19 protein-coding genes and 1 pseudogene are annotated in these 18358 nt (G+C 70.1%); 15 read left to right on the top strand and 5 right to left on the bottom strand.

The features are described from left to right. Nucleotides 1-731: 731 nt before the first annotated feature. On the bottom strand, nucleotides 732-1109 hold the full coding sequence (locus tag OH768_RS11720) for a VOC family protein (RefSeq protein WP_406452768.1): 378 nt from the start codon (nucleotides 1107-1109) through the stop codon (nucleotides 732-734). 83 nt (nucleotides 1110-1192) lie between these two features. Between OH768_RS11720 and OH768_RS11715 the strand changes: the two genes are divergently transcribed. The 7 genes from OH768_RS11715 (at nucleotide 1193) to OH768_RS11685 (ending at nucleotide 5392) form a co-directional block, all read left to right on the top strand. Next, on the top strand, nucleotides 1193-1648 hold the full coding sequence (locus OH768_RS11715) for a MarR family winged helix-turn-helix transcriptional regulator (protein ID WP_406452766.1): 456 nt from the start codon (nucleotides 1193-1195) through the stop codon (nucleotides 1646-1648). A gap of 224 nt (nucleotides 1649-1872) precedes the next feature. Then, entirely contained in the window at nucleotides 1873-2214 is a 342-nt protein-coding gene (locus tag OH768_RS11710) for an ArsR/SmtB family transcription factor (protein WP_406452764.1), read from the top strand. After that, the gene (locus tag OH768_RS11705) at nucleotides 2211-3944 is read left to right on the top strand and encodes a SulP family inorganic anion transporter (protein WP_406452762.1); all 1734 of its coding nucleotides are present in this window, start codon (nucleotides 2211-2213) and stop codon (nucleotides 3942-3944) included. Before OH768_RS11710 ends, OH768_RS11705 begins: the two co-directional genes overlap by 4 nt. Further along, nucleotides 3941-4348 carry a pyridoxamine 5'-phosphate oxidase family protein gene (locus tag OH768_RS11700; RefSeq protein ID WP_406452760.1) on the top strand — a complete coding sequence of 136 codons (408 nt, stop codon included), beginning with the start codon at nucleotides 3941-3943 and terminating at the stop codon, nucleotides 4346-4348. Before OH768_RS11705 ends, OH768_RS11700 begins: the two co-directional genes overlap by 4 nt. After that, nucleotides 4348-4773, top strand: a complete 426-nt coding sequence (locus tag OH768_RS11695) for an ATP-binding protein (protein WP_406452758.1) — start codon at nucleotides 4348-4350, stop codon at nucleotides 4771-4773. Before OH768_RS11700 ends, OH768_RS11695 begins: the two co-directional genes overlap by 1 nt. Nucleotides 4774-4808: 35 nt before the next feature. Beyond that, on the top strand, nucleotides 4809-5219 hold the full coding sequence (locus tag OH768_RS11690) for an anti-sigma factor antagonist (RefSeq protein ID WP_406452756.1): 411 nt from the start codon (nucleotides 4809-4811) through the stop codon (nucleotides 5217-5219). A 32-nt stretch (nucleotides 5220-5251) separates the two neighbouring features. Continuing rightward, a complete protein-coding gene (locus OH768_RS11685; protein ID WP_406452754.1) occupies nucleotides 5252-5392 on the top strand; it encodes a hypothetical protein in 141 nt (46 codons plus the stop codon). Nucleotides 5393-5854: 462 nt separating this feature from the next. Here OH768_RS11685 and OH768_RS11680 read toward each other — a convergent pair whose 3' ends face one another. Continuing rightward, entirely contained in the window at nucleotides 5855-6100 is a 246-nt protein-coding gene (locus tag OH768_RS11680) for a hypothetical protein (protein WP_406452752.1), read from the bottom strand. Between the two features lie 214 nt (nucleotides 6101-6314). Between OH768_RS11680 and OH768_RS11675 the strand changes: the two genes are divergently transcribed. Beyond that, entirely contained in the window at nucleotides 6315-6665 is a 351-nt protein-coding gene (locus OH768_RS11675) for an ArsR/SmtB family transcription factor (RefSeq protein ID WP_406452750.1), read from the top strand. Between the two features lie 524 nt (nucleotides 6666-7189). On the opposite strand, the gene OH768_RS11670 is transcribed toward OH768_RS11675, so the two are convergent. Continuing rightward, complete coding sequence (locus OH768_RS11670; RefSeq protein ID WP_406452748.1) at nucleotides 7190-10117, bottom strand: CHAT domain-containing protein; 2928 nt, start codon at nucleotides 10115-10117, stop codon at nucleotides 7190-7192. A gap of 133 nt (nucleotides 10118-10250) precedes the next feature. Here OH768_RS11670 and OH768_RS11665 point away from each other — a divergent pair, with 133 nt between their 5' ends. Genes OH768_RS11665 through OH768_RS11655 form a run of 3 tightly spaced genes read left to right on the top strand, consistent with a single transcriptional unit; the run spans nucleotide 10251 to nucleotide 11901 of the window. Next, entirely contained in the window at nucleotides 10251-10673 is a 423-nt protein-coding gene (locus OH768_RS11665; RefSeq protein ID WP_406452746.1) for a hypothetical protein, read from the top strand. Further along, nucleotides 10670-11560 (top strand): hypothetical protein, encoded by an 891-nt coding sequence (locus OH768_RS11660; protein ID WP_406452744.1) that lies wholly within the window; start codon nucleotides 10670-10672, stop codon nucleotides 11558-11560. The genes OH768_RS11665 and OH768_RS11660 overlap by 4 nt, the downstream gene beginning before the upstream one ends. A gap of 50 nt (nucleotides 11561-11610) precedes the next feature. Beyond that, the gene (locus OH768_RS11655) at nucleotides 11611-11901 is read left to right on the top strand and encodes a hypothetical protein (protein WP_406452742.1); all 291 of its coding nucleotides are present in this window, start codon (nucleotides 11611-11613) and stop codon (nucleotides 11899-11901) included. A gap of 90 nt (nucleotides 11902-11991) precedes the next feature. Here OH768_RS11655 and OH768_RS11650 read toward each other — a convergent pair. Then, nucleotides 11992-12189, bottom strand: a pseudogene (locus OH768_RS11650) (CorA family divalent cation transporter); the annotation flags it as partial. A gap of 498 nt (nucleotides 12190-12687) precedes the next feature. Here OH768_RS11650 and OH768_RS11645 point away from each other — a divergent pair. From OH768_RS11645 to OH768_RS11630, 4 genes are all read left to right on the top strand, one after another. Beyond that, entirely contained in the window at nucleotides 12688-13224 is a 537-nt protein-coding gene (locus OH768_RS11645) for a DinB family protein (RefSeq protein WP_406452740.1), read from the top strand. A 101-nt stretch (nucleotides 13225-13325) separates the two neighbouring features. Beyond that, nucleotides 13326-13949 carry a hypothetical protein gene (locus OH768_RS11640; protein ID WP_406452738.1) on the top strand — a complete coding sequence of 208 codons (624 nt, stop codon included), beginning with the start codon at nucleotides 13326-13328 and terminating at the stop codon, nucleotides 13947-13949. A gap of 1360 nt (nucleotides 13950-15309) precedes the next feature. Beyond that, nucleotides 15310-15963 (top strand): hypothetical protein, encoded by a 654-nt coding sequence (locus tag OH768_RS11635; protein ID WP_406452736.1) that lies wholly within the window; start codon nucleotides 15310-15312, stop codon nucleotides 15961-15963. A gap of 114 nt (nucleotides 15964-16077) precedes the next feature. Then, nucleotides 16078-17109 carry a LacI family DNA-binding transcriptional regulator gene (locus OH768_RS11630; protein ID WP_406452734.1) on the top strand — a complete coding sequence of 344 codons (1032 nt, stop codon included), beginning with the start codon at nucleotides 16078-16080 and terminating at the stop codon, nucleotides 17107-17109. A gap of 117 nt (nucleotides 17110-17226) precedes the next feature. Here OH768_RS11630 and OH768_RS11625 read toward each other — a convergent pair whose 3' ends face one another. Beyond that, the gene (locus tag OH768_RS11625) at nucleotides 17227-18333 is read right to left on the bottom strand and encodes a substrate-binding domain-containing protein (protein ID WP_406452732.1); all 1107 of its coding nucleotides are present in this window, start codon (nucleotides 18331-18333) and stop codon (nucleotides 17227-17229) included. Nucleotides 18334-18358 lie beyond the last annotated feature (25 nt).

Genomic DNA, 18358 nt, shown 5'->3' with positions numbered 1-18358 from the left:
GCGCCGCCGGCGACCTGGCAGGGGTGGCCGTCGGGGCGTAGGAGACCGTGGATGATCTCCGGCCAGGGATCCTGCCTGCCCAGCCGGTGTGCGGTGAGCAGATCGGTCCGCCCGTTCCCGGTGGAGCAGGTCTCGTCAGTCGGTCCGGGCGAAGCTCTTGCGTGCGTCGCGCCGGATTGACGGGGATTCTTCGAAACCGCCGGCTCTGCTCCCCGCTCTCCTTGCCGCGAGCAGGCGACAGATGTCCCGGGAGGGCTCTGCCCGGACCGGCGTGACTGTTCCGGGCGGGGCGACGTGCGGGTTGTCGACGGGAGGCGGTAGGTCGGGCGGCTCCGGATGGCGGGTGACTGCGTCCCGCTGTGCGTGCGCAGCAGGGGGTGACCCAGCCGCGGTAGGGCGCCCAGCGGTCGCTGACGCGGGTGAGACGGTGCTTTTGTCGGGAGCACCCGGATCGCCCGGGCCGTAGGCGCGTGCCGTCGCGGCGTGCAGTCGGGGTTCGTGGAGTGGGAAGACGTCGGGGTGTCCGGCGCGCTGCGGATGAGGATCGACTCGGCGGAGAAAGGGCCGATGCCGGGCAGCGTCCGCAGGGGTGCGAGGGCATCCTGGGCCGGCATCGCCCGCGGTCCGTTCGCGTCGAGGCCACCATCCGGCAGGGGTGAAGCCCTTCAGGAAGCCGAGACCGGCTGCGAGCGAGGACGGTTCGCGCGGGCAGATGGTGACGGTGCGCGCGGTCAGTTTCCGTGGGCGGTGATGGCGTAGCCCTCGGGGCCGAGGAAGGTGAACATCCTGCCGAACGGGCCGTCTTCCGGCGCCTTGACGATGGGGGTACCGGCGGCCTGGAGACGGTTGTGGAGGGCTTGGGCGTCGCTGGTCCCGAACCACAGGGCGACTCCGAGGCCGGGTCGCTCCACGCTGTCGAGGTCCACACCCGGCAGGGGCTCGCGGACGGCGAACGCGATCGGCGCGGTGTCGAACACGACGGCGCCGGGGGGCGAGGCGGGTGTCCGGCGAAGCCCGAGCTGCGTCTCGAAGAAGGCGGCGGCCGCGTCGACATCACGCACCTGCAGCGCGATGAAGTCGGGCCCGGCGACGGAAACGGTGGTGGCCATTGATGCTCCTCAGGGGTATTCATGTCAGGACTTTGACATGGGTGACGGTAGGCGTCTCCTCTCTCCTATGTCAAACTCCTGACATGAGTAATGGGATCACCGACCGGACTCCGCCTGCCGACGTGACCGAGCGACTGGGCTACCGCCTCAAGCGGGCCGCGGCCGCCCTGCGCGGCGCGATGGACAAGGCCCTGCGCGAGCACGGCCTGACCGTGCCGCAGTACGCCTGTCTCGAACTGCTCGACCAGCAACCCGGGCTGTCCAACGCCGAACTGGCCCGCGGCACCTTCGTCACCCGGCAGTCCATGAACGTCGTCCTGCGCGGGCTGCAGGACGCCGGCCTGATCACCCGCCCGGCCACCACGGACCACGGCCGCGCCCTGCCCGCCCACCTCACCGAGGAGGGCCACCACCGCCTGGCCGCGGCGCGCTCCGTCGTGTACGCCATCGACCAGCGGATGACCGACGCCGTGCCGCCGAAACGCCTCTCGGCTCTTCTCGCCGACCTGGACCGCATGGCGGAGACGCTCGGCGGGTGAACCGGCCCCCAACCCGATGAACCGAGAGCCTTCCTCCCTGCCCCGACTCCGTGGTCGTGGTCAGGGCGCCCGCCCTCGCGCACTGGAACGTCCCGGCATCGGCGTGATAATGAATTGCCAAATTTAGCAATTGGTTAGATGCTGTGTTGACTGTGTTCGCAGGTAGTCGCGGGCGCAGCCTTCGCCTGCCCCGGCCGGGGCGTTGTCGGGGAAGCCGAGGAGTCGTGTCCGTTCCGCTGTACCAGGCCAAGGCCGAGTTCTTCCGGATGCTGGGACATCCCGTACGGATACGGGTTCTGGAGCTGCTGCAGGACGGGCCGATGCCGGTGCGGGACCTGCTGGCCGCGATCGAGGTGGAGCCGTCCAGCCTCTCCCAGCAGTTGGCGGTGCTGCGCCGCTCCGGGATCGTCACCTCGACGCGGGAGGGGGCGGCGGTCGTCTATGAGCTGGCCGGCGGGGACGTGGCCGACCTGATGGGAGCCGCGCGCCGAATCCTGACCGAGATGCTGTCCGGGCGGAACGAACTGCTCGCCGAGCTGCGGGAAGCCGAGGTCGCCGCGCGATGACGCCCGCCTTCACCCGGATCAGAGGCCGGATCGCCGACCTTCTGCCTGGCCGGATCGATCTGGCGGAGATGCGCCGCGACCCGCGCCGGGATCTTCTGGCCGGCCTCACGGTGGCGGTCGTCGCGCTCCCCCTCGCGCTCGGCTTCGGCGTCTCCTCCGGGCTGGGTGCGGAGGCGGGGCTGGCGACCGCGGTCATCGCCGGTGCCCTTGCTGCCGTGTTCGGCGGTTCGAATCTGCAGGTGTCGGGGCCGACCGGAGCGATGACGGTGGTGCTGGTGCCGATCGTCGCGGAGCACGGGCCCGCCGGGGTGCTCACCGTCGGGCTGATGGCAGGCGTGCTGCTCGTCGCACTCGCTCTGCTCAGGGCCGGCAAGTACATGCGGTACGTGCCCGCCCCCGTCGTCGAGGGCTTCACCCTCGGCATCGCCTGTGTGATCGGTCTCCAGCAGATCCCGAACGCCCTCGGGGTGCCCAAGCCGGATGGCGACCGCGTCCTCGTGGTGACCTGGCGCGCCCTGGAGGAATTCGCGGACAACCCGAACTGGACCGCCGTGGCCTTTGCCGTGGCGGTCGGGGCCGTGATGCTCATCGGTGCCCGGTGGCGGCCCGCGATTCCCTTCTCCATCCTCGCGGTGATCGCGGCCACCGTGGTTGCCCAGGTGGCCGGCCTGGACGCGGCGAAGCCGATCGGTGACCTGCCTGCCGGACTGCCCGCGCCTTCCCTGGCCTTCCTCGACCTCGGCTCGCTGGGTTCTCTGCTCGCCCCGGCCGTCGCGGTCGCGGCACTGGCCGCCCTGGAGTCCCTGCTGTCTGCTTCGGTTGCCGACGGCATGACGGTGGGTCAGGAGCATGACCCCGACCGTGAATTGTTCGGACAGGGCTTGGCCAACATCGCCGCCCCCTTGTTCGGCGGCGTCCCGGCGACCGGCGCGATCGCGCGTACGGCGGTCAACGTCCGTACCGGTGCGGGCTCCCGGCTCGCCGCGCTCGCCCACGCAGCCGTCCTCGCCGTGATCGTCTTCGCGGCAGCGCCCCTCGTCTCCCGGATCCCGCTCGCGGCGCTCGCAGGCGTGCTGCTGGCCACCGCGATCCGCATGGTCGAGGTCGGCTCGCTGCGCGCGATGGCGAAGGCCACCCGCTCGGACGCGCTGATCCTGGTCCTGACCGCTGTCGCGACCCTCGCACTCGACCTCGTGTACGCCGTGCTCCTCGGCTTGGTGGTCGCGGGCACTCTGGCCCTGCGGGCGGTGGCCGGGCAGGCCCGCCTCGACCAGGTCCCGCTCGACCGCGGCGACCACAGCGCCGAGGAGCACGCGCTGCTGGCCGAGCACATCGTGGCGTACCGCATCGACGGCCCGCTGTTCTTCGCCGGCGCCCACCGCTTCCTGCTGGAGCTGGCGGAAGTCTCCGACGTGCGCGTCGTCATCCTGCGCATGTCCCGGGTGACCACCATCGACGCCACCGGCGCGCTCGTCCTCAAGGACGCGGTGGACAAGCTCCAGCGGCGGGGCATCGCCGTCATGACCTCCGGGATACGCCCCGGCCAGCGCCAGGTCCTGGATTCCGTCGGAACGCTGAAGCTGCTACGGCTCGAAGATCGCGAATACGCCACCACACCCGAGGCGATCCGGGGCGCCCGCGGCTACCTGGAGTGCGCCGGTGTCCTGCCGCCGCCCCCCGACCGGGCCCCCGGACCCATCGGCGAGGAAACCGAGGAAACCGTCGGATGAGCAGTCCCCCCGCAGCCCTGCGCATGATCGAGGTCTCCGGTACCGAGGCCCTGTGGCTGCTGGAGGGCAGCGCGTCGGGACGGCCGGTGTACCCGCAGCGGGACCTGACCGTCGTCCGGCCCGGTCGGCACACCTGGGAGTACGGCCGTGCGATGGTCGGTACTCCCGCCCCGGCAGCCGCGATCCCCGTCGACGCGACGTACCACGTGGACGAGGTACGCGAGGCGACCGGCACGGGTTGGAGCGTCACCGTCGCCGGACCGGGCGATGTGATCACCGACCCGGACGAGGCCGCCCACTACCGGCGCACCCTCAGCGACTGGACCCACGGACCGCACGACAACCTGCTGCGCCCGCATCCCAGAACCGTGAGCGGATTCCGCCTCGTCCGTGCGGGGGCGTGATGAGCGCCCGGCTGGAGGCCCTGCCCTACCGGCATGTACTGACGCTGCCCACGACGCCGTCCGCGGTCCGGACGGCCCGGGAGGCCGCCGAGCAGGCCCTGGTCGAGTGGGGGATGAACCCGCGCCACCCCACCGTCGATCCCGCCCTGTTGATCCTGAGTGAACTGGTCACCAACAGCGTGCGCCATGCCGCGGAGCTCTCCCCGCAGGTCACCGTCATCTACGCGGCGAGCGAGGACTGTCTGGCCTTCGCCGTGCACGACCGCCACCCCTACCGGCCGGCGCTCTACGGCGCGGTCACCGGAACCGGAACGGGCGGCCTGGCCACCGTCATGGAACTCACCCTGGGCCTGGGCGGCACCGCGGTGGTCAGGGGCGACGCCGACGGGAGGGGCAAGAGCATCTGGATCACTCTCCCACTTTGACCGAACAGGCCGACCGCGCAAGGAAGTTGACGATCATGACCATCGAATGGCGATACACCGTCGAGCGGGACCTCGGCGTCCTGTCCGTCTCCGGGTACCTGGGACCGGAGGCCGTTCGTCGCTTCGAGGGTGCCGTGGGCTGGGCGGTGGGACGTGGAACGGGCCCGGTCATCGTCGACCTGACCGGACTGCGCGGCTGGTCGGCCGAGGGCCAGCTGGCGATCACCGAGGCCGCGCGCCGTCTCGCCACAGCGGACCGCGGCCTGGAACTGGCCGCGATCCCGGCCGACGGCTCCCTCGTCCCGGGCGGGGATCACCCTCCCATCCCTGTGCACGCCGACCTGGCCGGAGCACTCGCCGCACACAGCGCACGGCACGGCGAGCCTCCGGAGGGCCGCCACGAGTGGCGTACGACTGGCTGGCCGGCCGGGGAGCCTGAGCTCTGATCCTGCCGACTCGGCCGGGCGCGAAGGCGCCGTTGCAGTCCCGCACGGGCACGACGGCGCAGACGTCCCTCGCCGTGGCGATCGCCACGTCCTCGGTGAAGTCTGTCGAGGCCGGCTCCTGGCCGGAGGTGCCGGCGGCGACCGCGCCGGTGATGTCGGCTGTGCCGTCGTAGGCCGTTTTCGCGGCGGCTGTCTCGACGGGCGGCGGTCCCGCGCCATGAGCCTGCAGGTCGTACATGAGGGCGCCGGTGCCGAGCAGGCCTCAAGCGCAGGCCGCCGTCCCGCCACCGCTCACCCGCGGCGACCACAGCTGTCGGACGCCCGGGAGGGCCGCGGACGTGGGCGGTGAGCCGGCCGCCGACCGTGGCGATGTCGCGCAGACAGGCAGCGGCCACCCGCACCGCGGTGCGGCCGCCGCGATGGCGGCGCTGTCCGGGGACGGCAGCACCGGACGTGCGACGAGCGGGGCCCGACAAAGGTGGGCCGACGAGAGAGACCAGGGGCTGTCGGCCGTGCGCCCGACCGCCGTGCGCAGACGGTGGCCGCCTTCTCCGCCACGGGCTGCTCGGCAGTGGTGTCGGAGCCGTCGGGCAGCCGGCACGGGAGGACCCGGATGCCCTTTCCGACGGCGATGCTCACCGTCGTGGCGAGGACTGCGCGTCGACGATGACCAGGCAGGCCGCCTCTGAGGCGAGGTGTCCCGCGGCGCCGTCCGACGAGGGCTCGGTGGCCCGGCCGCCGAGGGACAGCTTGAGCATCCGGGCCCCGCCACACCGTGGGCACTCACCGTCCGGGCCGACAGCGGTGGGGCGGCACTTGAGGCGGCAGGCGGGGCACTTGAACCAGGCGACGCGGGCGCCGTGCAGCGGAATGATTCTCACGCAAGCCTCCCTCGCATCACCTATGGAGTTGCTAATCTTAGCAATTGCCTAGGTTGGTATCACAGGTTTCGGGTGATCGGCTCTCGTCCGCGGATTCGGCGTTGTCGGTGCCGCAGGCGAGGATGGGCCGCATGTGTGTGACGAGTGGGTGGATGCGATGCGCCAGGAACGGTCGGGTGCGGCCGTGCTGCTGCACCGGGGAGGCGACGACAGGATGAGTACGCCGCTGTACCAACTGAAGGCCGAGTTCTTCAAGACGCTCGGCCACCCGGCTCGCATCCGGGTGCTGGAGCTGCTGAGCGAGCGCGAGCACGCGGTGGCGGAGATGCTGCCCGAGGTGGGGATCGAGTCGGCCCATCTGTCGCAGCAACTCGCGGTGCTGCGGCGGGCGAACCTGGTGGTGACCCGCAAAGAGGGCTCCACGGTGTACTACTCGCTGACCAGCCCGGACATCGCCGAACTGCTCACGGTGGCCCGCACCATCCTGTCCGGTGTGCTCGCCGGGCAGGCCGAACTCCTCGCCGATCTGCGGGCCGCCCAGACGCAGGCGAAACCGCCGTCGTAGCGGCGGCTCCTCAATCGGCTGCCGTCTCCCGGAAGTTGCCAGCGCCCCGAGGTGCGGGAGGCGGCCGCTTCACCCCGAGCGACGTGACTCCGGTCGCGGATGGCCTGTTGGGCACCTGCGGACAAGTCCTCACCGTCTCAGGGAGGGTTCATGGGCCTGCTGCGCAAGATCCGCGACACCGGACGGGTGGCCGAGCCCGCACCGCCCGGGCCGGAGGGCGAACAACCGTACGTGGCCGCGGAGTTCGGTGGACCACCTCGGACGCCGGGCGCGCGGTTCAACAGGGCGGACCCACCGTGCGCGCACACGATGATGTCGCCCTCGTCCATCACGTGGACGGGCCGTCCAACTGCTGGCCGAGGCGGCCGCTGCGGTCCTGGCGGCAGAGACCGTCGGCGTCCATGCCGAGGAACTCCTTGACATGGGACCGGTCTTCTGGTTTGGGGCGCCTGTACCGGAGCCTATGGAAACCTGGCCCTGACCGTCCTGCGGCCGGCGGTGAAGCTGCGGGTACGCATACCCCTTCAGTGACCGACGTGGACATACCCGGCCCACAGTGAGGGGCTGGCCGGATACCGGTCACGCAGGGCGCGTACGGCCCGGTGCAGGGCCTGGGCCGACAGCTCGGTGCGGGGTGAGGTGCTGCCGCCGTGGGTGAGGTCGGCGTAGGTCGCGCGGGTGATCTCCACCGAGGTGGTGTCGTTGACCGGCCAGAGGGTGCCGATGACGCGTCGGTATCCGGCGAGTTGGAAGGCCCCGGTGATGTGCAGTGCCTCGTCGGCGTTGTACGGGTGCGTGTGGGAGGTGCTGCAGGCGGACAGGTAGGCGAGGTCCGCATAGGGCAGCTCCATGGCGGAGAGCTGTTCCACGGTCAGCGGCCGGGCGAGGTGGTCGTGGAGCAGCAGCATGCCTGCGGCGGGGTTCTCCCAGAACGTGAGGCCATGGCAGGAGAGGTGGGCGACGGGGTGGGCGGGCAGCGCGCGGACGACGTTCTCGTACGTGGCCTGCGCGCCGGACAGGACCAGGGAGTTCGGCAGCAGTTCCGCGAGCGCCGCGGCCTCTGCCGCCGCGCCCGGCAGTGAGGGGACGTTTTCGGCGTCGGGCACCGCCACGACCAGCGTGTGCAGCGCCGTACCGGCCGCCGGGGGACTGAACCGGGCGGCCAGGGCGCGCACGGTGGTGGTGTAGGAGGAGACGGCCCGGTCCATCACCGTCGCCTTCCCGGCCTGCGAGCCGCTGTCGTGATGGCCGGCCGCGTGGAGCGGGAAGTACGCCATCAGGCCGACGGGGCACCACCAGATGCGCGGCGGGGGTTGCGTATCGGAGGACGGGGCGGTGAGGCCCAACGCGTCGAGCACGGGTGAGGTGACTCGGTCCCACAGCCAGCGCAGGATCGCGTCCAGGTCCCGCTGGGCGCCCCGACGGGTGAGCAGCGACGGCTCGTTCGGGGCGGCGAAGACGGCACGGGCCAGGCGCAGGAGGTGGGCGACGACGTCGGCTTGGGTCAGGCCGGTCAACGGGACTGTCAGGACGGGCTGTTCGGCGTCCGCCCGCAGAATGAGCGCGTCGCAGCGGCGCTCGGAGATGTTCACGATCACTACGGGACCCTGCTCGGCGTGGCGACGCAGCGCCTGGACGGAGGGTGCCCGCAGGAAGTCTGCCATGCCGTCGAGGCTCCGGATCCGGCCCATCAGGTCGTCCCAGTTCTCGTCGTTCCCGCCGTTCCCGTCGATCCGGCTGTTCCCGTCACGGGCACCGGAGTTGAGGGCGGTGCGCAGCCGCAGGAACTCGGCGTGGAGCTCGGGTGACCGGTGCCGCAGCAGCCTGAGATCGCGGGCCTCCAGGGTCCGGCCGTGCAGGATTCCGCGCGACAACTCCAGGAGCTCCAGGGCCCGTTCCGGTCTGCCTAGCTCCACTGCGGCGGCAGCGGCGCCGTCAGGCAGTCCCTCGATCTGCCTGAGTTCGATGATGTTGCCCCGGTAGGACAGCCAGTCCGGGGTGAGCTGCGGCAGCAGGGCGACTGCGGCCTCGTAGGCGGCGAGTGAGGCGTGCGGGTCGCCGAGGGCGGCCTCCACGGCGCCCAGCTGCTGGAAGCTCTTGATCCGTACGTTGGGCGGTCCGGCGGCGGACGCGGCCTCGGCGAAGACATGCCGTGCCTGGCGCCGCCACGCGGCCGTGTCGCCGTCGCCGTGCCTGGCCAGGTCGTGCAGGGTGACGCCCAGAAGCCACAGGCGATCGCCGCGTTCCCCGTGGTCGGGCGGCGTGGCAGCCGCCACGTCTTGGAACAGCCCCAGCGCCTCGTGCAGTGCTACGGCGTCCGCGCCGCGTGCGTCCACGCTGGAGCGGTACAACAGGGCCTCTGCCAGGGTGAGTTGTGCCTGTGTGCGCCAGGGGCCGGGGTCGGGCGCGGCGGCCAGGGCCGTGCGGGCGGTCAGTTCCGCGTCCCTGAGCGCGAGCGGGTCGTCGGTCATGGTGTGCAGGGAAGCCAGTGACTGAACGAGGTCGATGAGAGTGTCGGCGTGCTCGTCGGCGGCCGACGGCGTCTCGATCGTCGCCCGCATCAGGTCGATGGCCCGACGCATCAGGTCGGGGTCCCTGCGGTCCTGGGCGAGCAGCCTGACGGCGGAGGCGAGACGTGTCCGACGCGTGTTGAACTCGGGATCGCGCCGCGGTGTGGCCGCGAGGCACTGTTCGCTCAGGTCGACCGCCTCGACCAGCAGTCGCGCGTCGGTCGTCGCGTCGTACAGTGCCCGCAGAGCGCGTACGAGATCGAACTGCGCCCCGGCACGGTCGGAGGTGCTGTCGGCCTCGGACAGCGCCTCGCGCGCGAGGCCGACGGCTTCCTGGAGCGGTTCGACCTGTGCGGTGGCGCCCGCGAGATGCCGCAGCGAGGTGATCAGGACCGTCCGGAACATGGGGCGGAGCTCGTCGCCGGGCGGGACGGTGGCATAGCCCTCGCGTGCCACCTGGACGGCCTCGACGGGGGCGTCCCGGTCCCCGCTCCGCTCGAAGTGCTCACCGAGCTGGACCGCCAGAAAGAACTGGTTCACCTGGCGCATTCTGTCGCCGTGCGGCGTCGCCGCCACGGCCTCGCGGAAGGCGAGCACCGACTCGGCCACGGGCTCGGGGGAGTCGGTGCCCTGTGCGACCAGGAGCAGCCGCTGCCCCAGACTGTTGAAGACCCGCCAGCGGTCGTAGTCGCCCGGCGGCACCAGCGGAACACAGCGATGCAGCAGGGCGATCGAGGCCGCGAGGTCCGCTTCCCGCGCCGTGCCGGTTCTGCGGCCGGCGCGGTCGGAGAGCAACTCCGCGGCAGCGAGCAGCACTTCGAGATCGTACGGATCCTCGGCCGCCAGTTCGTGCAGCCCGGCCAGCACGTCGGACGGGTCGGTGCCCCGCCTCTCATGCACGTCCGCCATGAAGAGCAGTCTGCGGCGCTTCCATTTGCTCATTGCCTCGTTGCTTCCTTCTGGTCCCCCGCGGCGCCCCGGCATCACACCGGCGCCACACCGCCGACCACCGTAGCGGGGTGCGCCGGATCCTGGGGCCCCGTAGAGTCCCCAACTCCGGGATCATGCAAATAACATGGCGATCGCGAAGGCAGGGGGCCTCTCGGTGGACGAACTCGCGGAACGGCTCAGTCGCGTGTGCACACTCATGGGTTCGGGCGAGTTGGAGGAGGCGGCGCGTGAGGCGGGCGCGGCGGAACTCGTCGGGGCTGTTCTCGCGGCGCTGCGTGGAGACGAACCCATGGCGCGCTCCGTGCTGGAGCGCCGGCTGGACATCCTGGACGACCGGATGGCCGCGGCCGGCTTCGGCATCGTGACCAGGGCGACGAAGGGCGTGCCGACCCTCCCGGGGAACAGCCCCGGCCATCCGGTGGTGCACCGGTGGACCTGCCCCGCCGCCCACCCCTGCGAGCGGGTGTCGAGCGCGGAGTTGCACCCGGAGGCCCCCGTGTGCGCGATGACGGGCCGTCTCTTCGTCTATGCCCGGGTCCGGCATTGACCACCTTCCTGTCCGCCCTCGCCGGCAAGGCCGCCGAGAAGTGGCTCGCCCTGCTCGTCCTGCCCGGGGTGGGCTACCTCGCCGGTGTGGCTGCCGCCGTCGTACTGGGACATGCCCACGCCCTGGACCTGGCTGAACTCCAGCCCGCCATCGACCGGTTGGCCGCCCACCCAGGAGCCTCCAACGCCGGTGCGATCCTCCTCGTGGCCGCCGGTGTGCTGGCGGCGGCCACGCTGGCCGGACTGTGCGCGAGGGCGTCGGCGGCCGTTGTGGAGCGCCTGTGGACCAGTCGGGGCGACCGGTGGCCCGCGCGCCTTCTCGTACGGCGCCGGGTCCGCGCCTGGCGGCAGGCCGACGCGGCGTGCGAGGCGGCCGGGACCCGCGCCGAACTGGCCAGGGCCATCGAACGGCGCGACGCCATCGCCCTCGTCCGTCCCCGGCGGCCCACCTGGATCGGCGACCGCCTCCACGCGGTCGACCAGCGGGTGTACGACGCCTACGACCTGGACCTCGGCGCCGCCTGGCCCCGGCTCTGGCTGACAGTGCCCGATGCCGTCCGGGCCGAACTCCTCTCCGCCCGCGAGGCCTACGGCGCCGCCTTCGGGCTCGCCGGATGGGCCGCGCTGTACCTGCTGTTGGGCGCCTGGTGGTGGCCGGCGCTGCCCGCCGCCGTGGTCGTCGCGGCCACGGCATGGATCCGGGGCCGCGCGGCGACGGCGGTGTTCGCCGATCTCGTCGAGGCCACCGTCGACCTGCACGCCATCACCCTGGCCCAGGAACTCGGCCTGACCGGCGAACGGCCCACCCTCACCAGGGAGGTCGGCGACGCCATCACCACCACCCTGCGCAAGGATCCGCCGCCCGATCCACCCGAACGGACTGCTTGAGGCCGCCGAACGGGGCCGCCGGGTTGGATACGGCCGGCGAACTGTGGTGGATGGATGTGCTGGTGGAGGTCGCCGCGAACATGGCCGAGGACGCTGCTGTAGGCGTCGGCGCCCACCACCCGGTTGCCGTCGCCCTCGACCGAGACACCGCCGATGTTCCTTTCGAGCGCCTCGGCCCCGAGGAGGAGACGCCGTCGGCGTCAGGACGCGGCAGGCTCGCCTCCGCGGCTGGCGTGGGGGTGTGCCGGAACGGCCAGAAGCGGGGAAATCCGGACTCATGGCACGTGCACGTGGCTGTCGTCACCGTGGGCGCCAAAGGCGGGCGCATCGCCGCGAACTGAGGATCAGTCATCGAAGGCGCCTCAGTCGCTCCGTCGGCGCTGCGACCGGGTCTGCACCCCCCTCACGGCGTCGCCTGCCGCAGCGATTACTCAGAGCCAGTCTTTCCGCTTGAAGATGACGTACAAGCTGGTGCACACCACCGCCATCAGCAGGATCGCGAACGGATACCCGAGCACCCAGTGCAACTCCGGCATGCGATCGAAGTTCATCCCGTAGATCGTCCCCACCAACGTCGGCGCAAACAAAATCGCCGCCCAAGAGGAAATCTTCTTGAAGTTGTCTACCTGGGGGCGCTGACCTGCGGTGATGCGGCTCTGGTGGCCTCTGGCCTGCGCGGATGGATCTTTCAGCGTCTGACCGGATCATGCCGCGCTATGCAGCCGATTCTCCCCACGCGCTCCCCGGTGCCGCCCGTACTCCCCAGATTCTCCCCAGAGAGGGTGTCCCGAAGGGATCCGCGCCAGGTGTGCTCGTGCTCGCGTGGCGGCCGGTGGAAGTCACTATGGGTTACCTCTGACGTGTCGTCCATCGGCCTCCAGCGAGTGTATTTCGCGGTCGCCGAATTCTGTGCCCGCATGGGTTCACCGGGTTGCGTCCGGGTCGTCTGCGACTCGCAGCGACACCTGGCCACGTTCGGTGCGGCGTCGAGCGATGAGTTCCGATACGAAGAGAGGTCTTCTTGGTCGAACGTGCCCCCGAGGTGCCGATAGAGAGGCTGCTCGGTTCTCGGATCGTGGGGACGTACCAACTCGGCCGAGACTGATGCCCAGGAGGGAGACCCTAGCGTGAGTGACCTTGTCGTCCAGAAGATCGTCCGGCCCGAACGCGTGCTGTCGGGCCCGTGGGTGGAGGTGATCGCCTCGAATCTCAACTATCACCGAGCGACCTTCCTGTGGAAGTGCGAGGGTCTCTCGGACGCACAACTACGGCTACGCCCCGTGGGGTCGTCGGCGTTGACCCTGCTGGGGCTCATGCGTCATCTGCAGGGGGTCGAACGGGCTTGGTTCCAGCGGACGTTGGCCGGCACGGCGCCTGACTTCTTCCCGTATCGGACCTATGTCACCGCTGACGGCGGGGAGTGGTACGACGAGTCGGACGCCACGCCGGCCAGGGACGTCTACGCGGACTACCTGAAGGCGTGCGAGGAGTCGCGGCAGGTGTTCGCGAGGGTGACCGCCGACCTCGCGCGCATCGTGCCGAACCCGGAATTCGGTGACACCGACGTGCGGTTCGTCCTTGAGCACGTGATCGAGGAGTACGCCCGCCACATCGGCCACGCGGGCCTCCTCCGCGAGGCCATCGACGGCACCACCGGCGAGTAGCCGACCGACGCGCACTGCGAAGCATTCCTGGGCTCGTCAGACGAAGTGCTTGCCGGAGTCACGGCAAACAGTTCCTCCAACTCCCGCTACGCTCCCGCCTCATGGGAACACCCTGGGCCTCCATTATCGCCGGGTCGACGGCCGTCTTCAGCGCGGTCGCCACCGGGGGTGCGTGGCTGGCGGCGCGCCGTGCGAACGCCACCGCGGACACGGTTGCGCGCATCGAGCGGGACCGTTGGCATGCCGACCTGCTGCCGCAGCTCAGCGTCAGGATCGAGATGGGTGAGGGCGACCGAGCGACGCTCAGCGTCCGGCTCGTTGGCCCGCTTCCGCTGTGCCATCTCGACGAGATCCGAGTCGAGGTCGCGCAGAGCGACGACATGGACTACACGCCCCGGCTCGCTGGGGGACCGACCGAGGAGCAGGTGGCTGCCCAGGTGTGGGGGCCACTGCGGTTCGTGCCCGGCTCCGACGGCGCGGACCGGAACGGTCATACGGTCGCCCCGTTCGCTCTCGCCGTGGGCAGGGGGCGGCCGTTCGCGCTGGAGCGCACGCGCTCACCGCTCTGGTGGGAGGGCGACGACAGGGAGGAACGGTGGCGGGACAAGTGGCTCAACCTGCCGATGCGCCTGGTCCTCTCCTGCCGTCGTGAGGGGTTCGACCCGTGGACGGTCCCGTACGAGGTGGACGTGCCGGAGGCACCGCGGGTGCGGTTCGTCGGTTGACCCTGGCGGGTGTACACGGCAAGGACTCGCCGGAAGAGCGAGGCCGTCGGCAACGCGCTCACCTGCCCGCCTGGCCGCTGGGGTCGGAGGCCGACTGCTCTTGGCCCTGAGCCGCTGCCTGCGCCTGCATTGCCTGAAGCCTTCCCGCGTCGCACCGACGAGGAACGGCACGGACAGCGTGATCCTCTCCAGCATGAACGGCACGGCGCCACCCACGATGAAGGTCAGCCACGGTGTCATCGCCTCGTCAACGTAGGCCGTGATGGCGGCGGAACCTACGAATCCCACCGCCACGCTGAGGCCCGCGGCGATCAGATAGGCCAAGACTCCGGGGGAATCGTCGTCACCGGCCGCGTTCTGAGGTGCGGGTGCGGCCTTGGGGTCGTTCAGACTCGGCGCGCCCTGCGACAGGTGGCCAGGGCGGGGAGGCGGCAGCACGGCCGGGCGTCGCCGGACTGTCCAACCGCAAACCAACCACGAACAGCCAGGTCACGCGGACATCGGGGCGCACCGAACGGCTCTCCTTCGCTCGGACTTGCGTGTGAAAACCGATCGGTTTACGCTGAGGGAGACCGATCGGTTTCTCGTCGCGGAGGCGGGTGAGTCTCGAACCCCATTACCTAGGAGTGCGGATGGCTGCGCCGTTGCGACGCCGAAGGGCAACCGCCCAGTACTCCAGTGCGGTTTCGTGATCTATTCGACAGTTTTGTCGGCGGATCGTCTTCGATAGTGGCTGGGGCGGACTGTTGCCTGGTGGTGTCTGCGCGCCCAGGTAGTTCATGTCTCCGCCGACGGAATCCAACAGGTTCCGTGATTCTCGGAGGGCGTGGTTCGCGAACCCGGCGTCGAAGACCTGAGGCCCGCGTGAGACTGCGACAGGTTCCGTCACGCTAGACGACCGGCCTGGCCGCATTTCCGGTGGCGAGGCGGTCCTCGATGACGAGGGCTCGATGGCACTCGCCAGTTGTGGTGGCTGGCATGACCGGATCAGGCTTCGGCAACGTCCCGCGTGAGTTTGGCTCGGCACGTAACTGATGGTCGGTAACGCGGGGTGCCCGTACCGGCTGGGCGGCAGTACGGGGGGTGCGGGCGGGTGATCGTTTTCCCGCCTCTCAGTTTTGGGCCCCGCACCCACCTGCTGGCCTGGGGAACACGCCTCCAGGCGGCCCATCGGACCCGGATGGCGGCGGACGAAGCTGTGCGGAGCGTGAGCGTGTCAGCCGCCGCACGGCGCACACAGGGGGAGAACTGGGCAGCCCGGAGGCAGGCGGCGAGATCGGTCCGGTGCACGCCGGCACTGGGACCGACCTCGACACCGGCGGAACTCCGCTATTGCGCAACGTTGCGTATAATTTGAGCAATGAACGTTGATCTGATCGACCTGCTGGACCGCCACGGGCCTGCACAGGCCGTCGTCTGGGATTTCGACGGCGTACTGTCGGAGACCGAATCTCTGCACCAGGCCAGCTACGCCCAGGTACTCACCGCGCACGGAGTACGACTGGTCGGCGACTGGTACACAGCGTTGATCGGGAACACCGCATGGCAGAACTGGCAGACCCTGATCGACAAGGGGCTGGATACTGACCCGCAGGACATCAGCCTGCTGGAGGAAGAGCGGGAGGCGGCCTTCGCTTCCCTTGCCGCCGCCGGTCTCAAGTTCAGCCAAGTCGGCGTCTCGCTCGTACCGGCCTTCGCGCGCGCTGGTGTGCGACAGGACATTGTCTCCAACGGCGACCTGGACCTCATAGGCCGTGCCGTGCGCGACTGGGGCATCAGCGACATGGTGACAGTCGTGCACCGTGCTCCGGACGGGGACAAGCTAGCTCTGCTGGAGGAGCGGGCGGCTCCGGGTGTCATCACCTTCGACGACACTGACCGCTATCTACTGGCGGCCGGCCGCAAGGGGGCGTTCACCGTCGGGGTGCGCCATCGGCACAACAGCCACGGAGCGCTCCCAGCCGACATCGTGCTGTCCATCACCGGGGAGCGCATTCTCGCTGCCTGCGCGTAGTGCCCTCTGGTGGTCATGACGGCGGCCTCGGCCGCGCAACGCTGTTGCGCGACGGTGCGCTTATATTGTTCGAGGGCGGAGACAAGCCGCGAGTGGAGCTGACAGGGGGGCGGGATGGCACGGATGTCCGGTTCTGACAGACGGGTGAGTCTGCATGATGTGGCCGCGCACGCTCAGGTCGCCGTTTCTACTGTCTCCCGCTACCTCAACGGGGCGCTGCAGTTGAGTCCGGAGACGGAAGCCCGGGTACTGCGCGCGATGGAAGCCGTGGGCTACACGCGATCTGTCAGTACGCCTCGCGGCCCGGCCCGGCCGCGAGGTGTGCTGGGGCTGGTGGTGCCGCAGATCGGCAATGCCTACTTCGCGCGGATCGCGGAGCAGTTCGTGACGGCGGCCGAAGGCCACGGCTACCAGGCTCTGATTGCCTCGACGTCCAGCCATGCCCGCAAGCAGAACGACTATGTGGAACTGCTTCGCGACAAGAACCTCGACGGGCTCGTGTACGTCGGCAACTTCGGCTCCAACAAGGCCCTTTCCGCGCTGATCGAAGACGGTCTGCCCGTCGTTCTGCTGGACGAAGCGCTTTCGGCGACGCCCGCGGTGGATGCGGTGCTCGTCGACGACTACTCCGGGGCTTACCAGGCCACAGCCCATCTGACCGCGCTGGGGCATCAGCGCATCGCCCTTCTCACCGGCCCGCCCGCGCTGCGGTCAGTGCAGGAACGCCGTCGTGGCTGGGCAGACGCTCTTGAGCGAGCCGGTATCGACCCGGCGGCACAGATTGCGTTCAGCGGGTCGTTCACCGGGGAATTCGGCGCCGGCAGCCTGACGCATCTGCTAGCCGCCACCCCGGCCCCCACCGCGGTGTTCGCGGCCAGTGACGCCATTGCCATCGGGCTCATGACCGGTGCACGTACGCTTGGCGTCCGTATCCCGGCGGACCTGTCTGTCGTCGGCTTCGATGACGTCCCCGCGGCGTCCTACGTCCAGCCGCGGCTGACCACCGTGCACACACCGCTTGAGGTGATGGCTGCCAGGGCCGTCACGGCGCTGATCGACCGCATCGACCATCTCGACCGGCCGCCGGCGATGGAGAAAACGCCCGTCACGCTGGTCATCGGCGGCACGACCGCAGCACCGGCGTAGCCTTTCGCGGGATCCGGTGCTGCCCTGGTGCCTGCCCGACCCTGGCTCCGTGCCGCTGCGGCACGCCGGGCACGGGCTGTCAGGTCATCCGTGCTGGCGGGTGCCTTTCCTGCCTGGTCAGATAAGGTCGGCGTCCTTGCATGCAGGCTTGTACTTCGCGGTGCAGATGTCGGAGATCTGATAGATGCCGTCAGCGACGACGGTGTTCTTGATGTCCTCCTTGGTCACCTGGGCCACGGACACGAAGTTTGCGGGGATGCCCTTGTCGGTGGGACTGTCCACGGTGTCGGGCTGAATGGCATCGAACTCGATGCTGCGGCCCTGGATCTTGGTGACGGCTGCCTCGGCTGCGGTCTCCGCCTCGTCGGCGTAGGGCTTGTAGACCGTCATGTACTGCTCCCCGGTGAGGAGGCGCTGTATGGCGGCGAGTTCCGCGTCCTGGCCGGTGATCGGCGGAATGGCGGTGACTCCTGCGGCCCGGTACGCCGCGAGGGCGCCTGCGGCCATGGCGTCGTTGGCCGCATAGACCGCCGCGATGTCCGCCGCACCGTACTGCGCGAGGGCCTGCGTCATGCGGGTCTGGGCTATCCGCGGGCTCCAGTCCTTGATGTCGTAGGAGGCGACGACGGTCACTCTGCCGTTCATCTCCGACACGGCACCCTGCTCGAACTGGCGGGCGTTGGGATCCGACGGGGAACCGTTCAGCATGACAACCTTCGCCGACGGGTCGATGCCGGCCCCCAGAGCTTCCACGAGTGAGCGGCCCTGCACCTCGCCGACCATGGCGTTGTCGAAGGTGACGTATCCGTCTACCGGCCCTTCGGCCAAGCGCTCGTAGGCGATGACGGGGATGCCTGCGGCCTTGGCGTTGCGGACGGCGCCGGCGATGGCGTGTGCGTCGACGGCGTCCAGGACGATGACGTCGACCCCGTCGGTGATCATCTTTTCCATCTGGCTTGTCTGCTTGCCTGCGTCGGAGGCGGCGTTGGCATAAGCGACCTTGCCGTGGCCGTCGGTGAGGGAGGCGACCTTCTTCTTGATGATCGGTACGTCGAACTGGTCGTAGCGGGTGCTGGACTTCTCCGGCATCAGCACTCCGACCGTGATGTTGTCGCCCTTCACCGGGATGGTGTCACCGCTGCTTGACGTGGGGTTGAGCGTCCCGCAGCCGGCCAGCGACAAAATGGCGGCACAGACGGTCAGACGTATGGCGCTCCAGCGCATTTGAGAGGCTCACTTCGCTGTGAGG

Origin of the sequence: Streptomyces sp. NBC_01622, from assembly GCF_045209635.1 — a bacterium.
Taxonomy (GTDB): Bacteria; Actinomycetota; Actinomycetes; order Streptomycetales; family Streptomycetaceae; genus Streptomyces.
The sequence above is the reverse complement of the archived record's forward strand: the minus strand, read 5'-3'. Positions and strand labels throughout refer to the sequence as shown.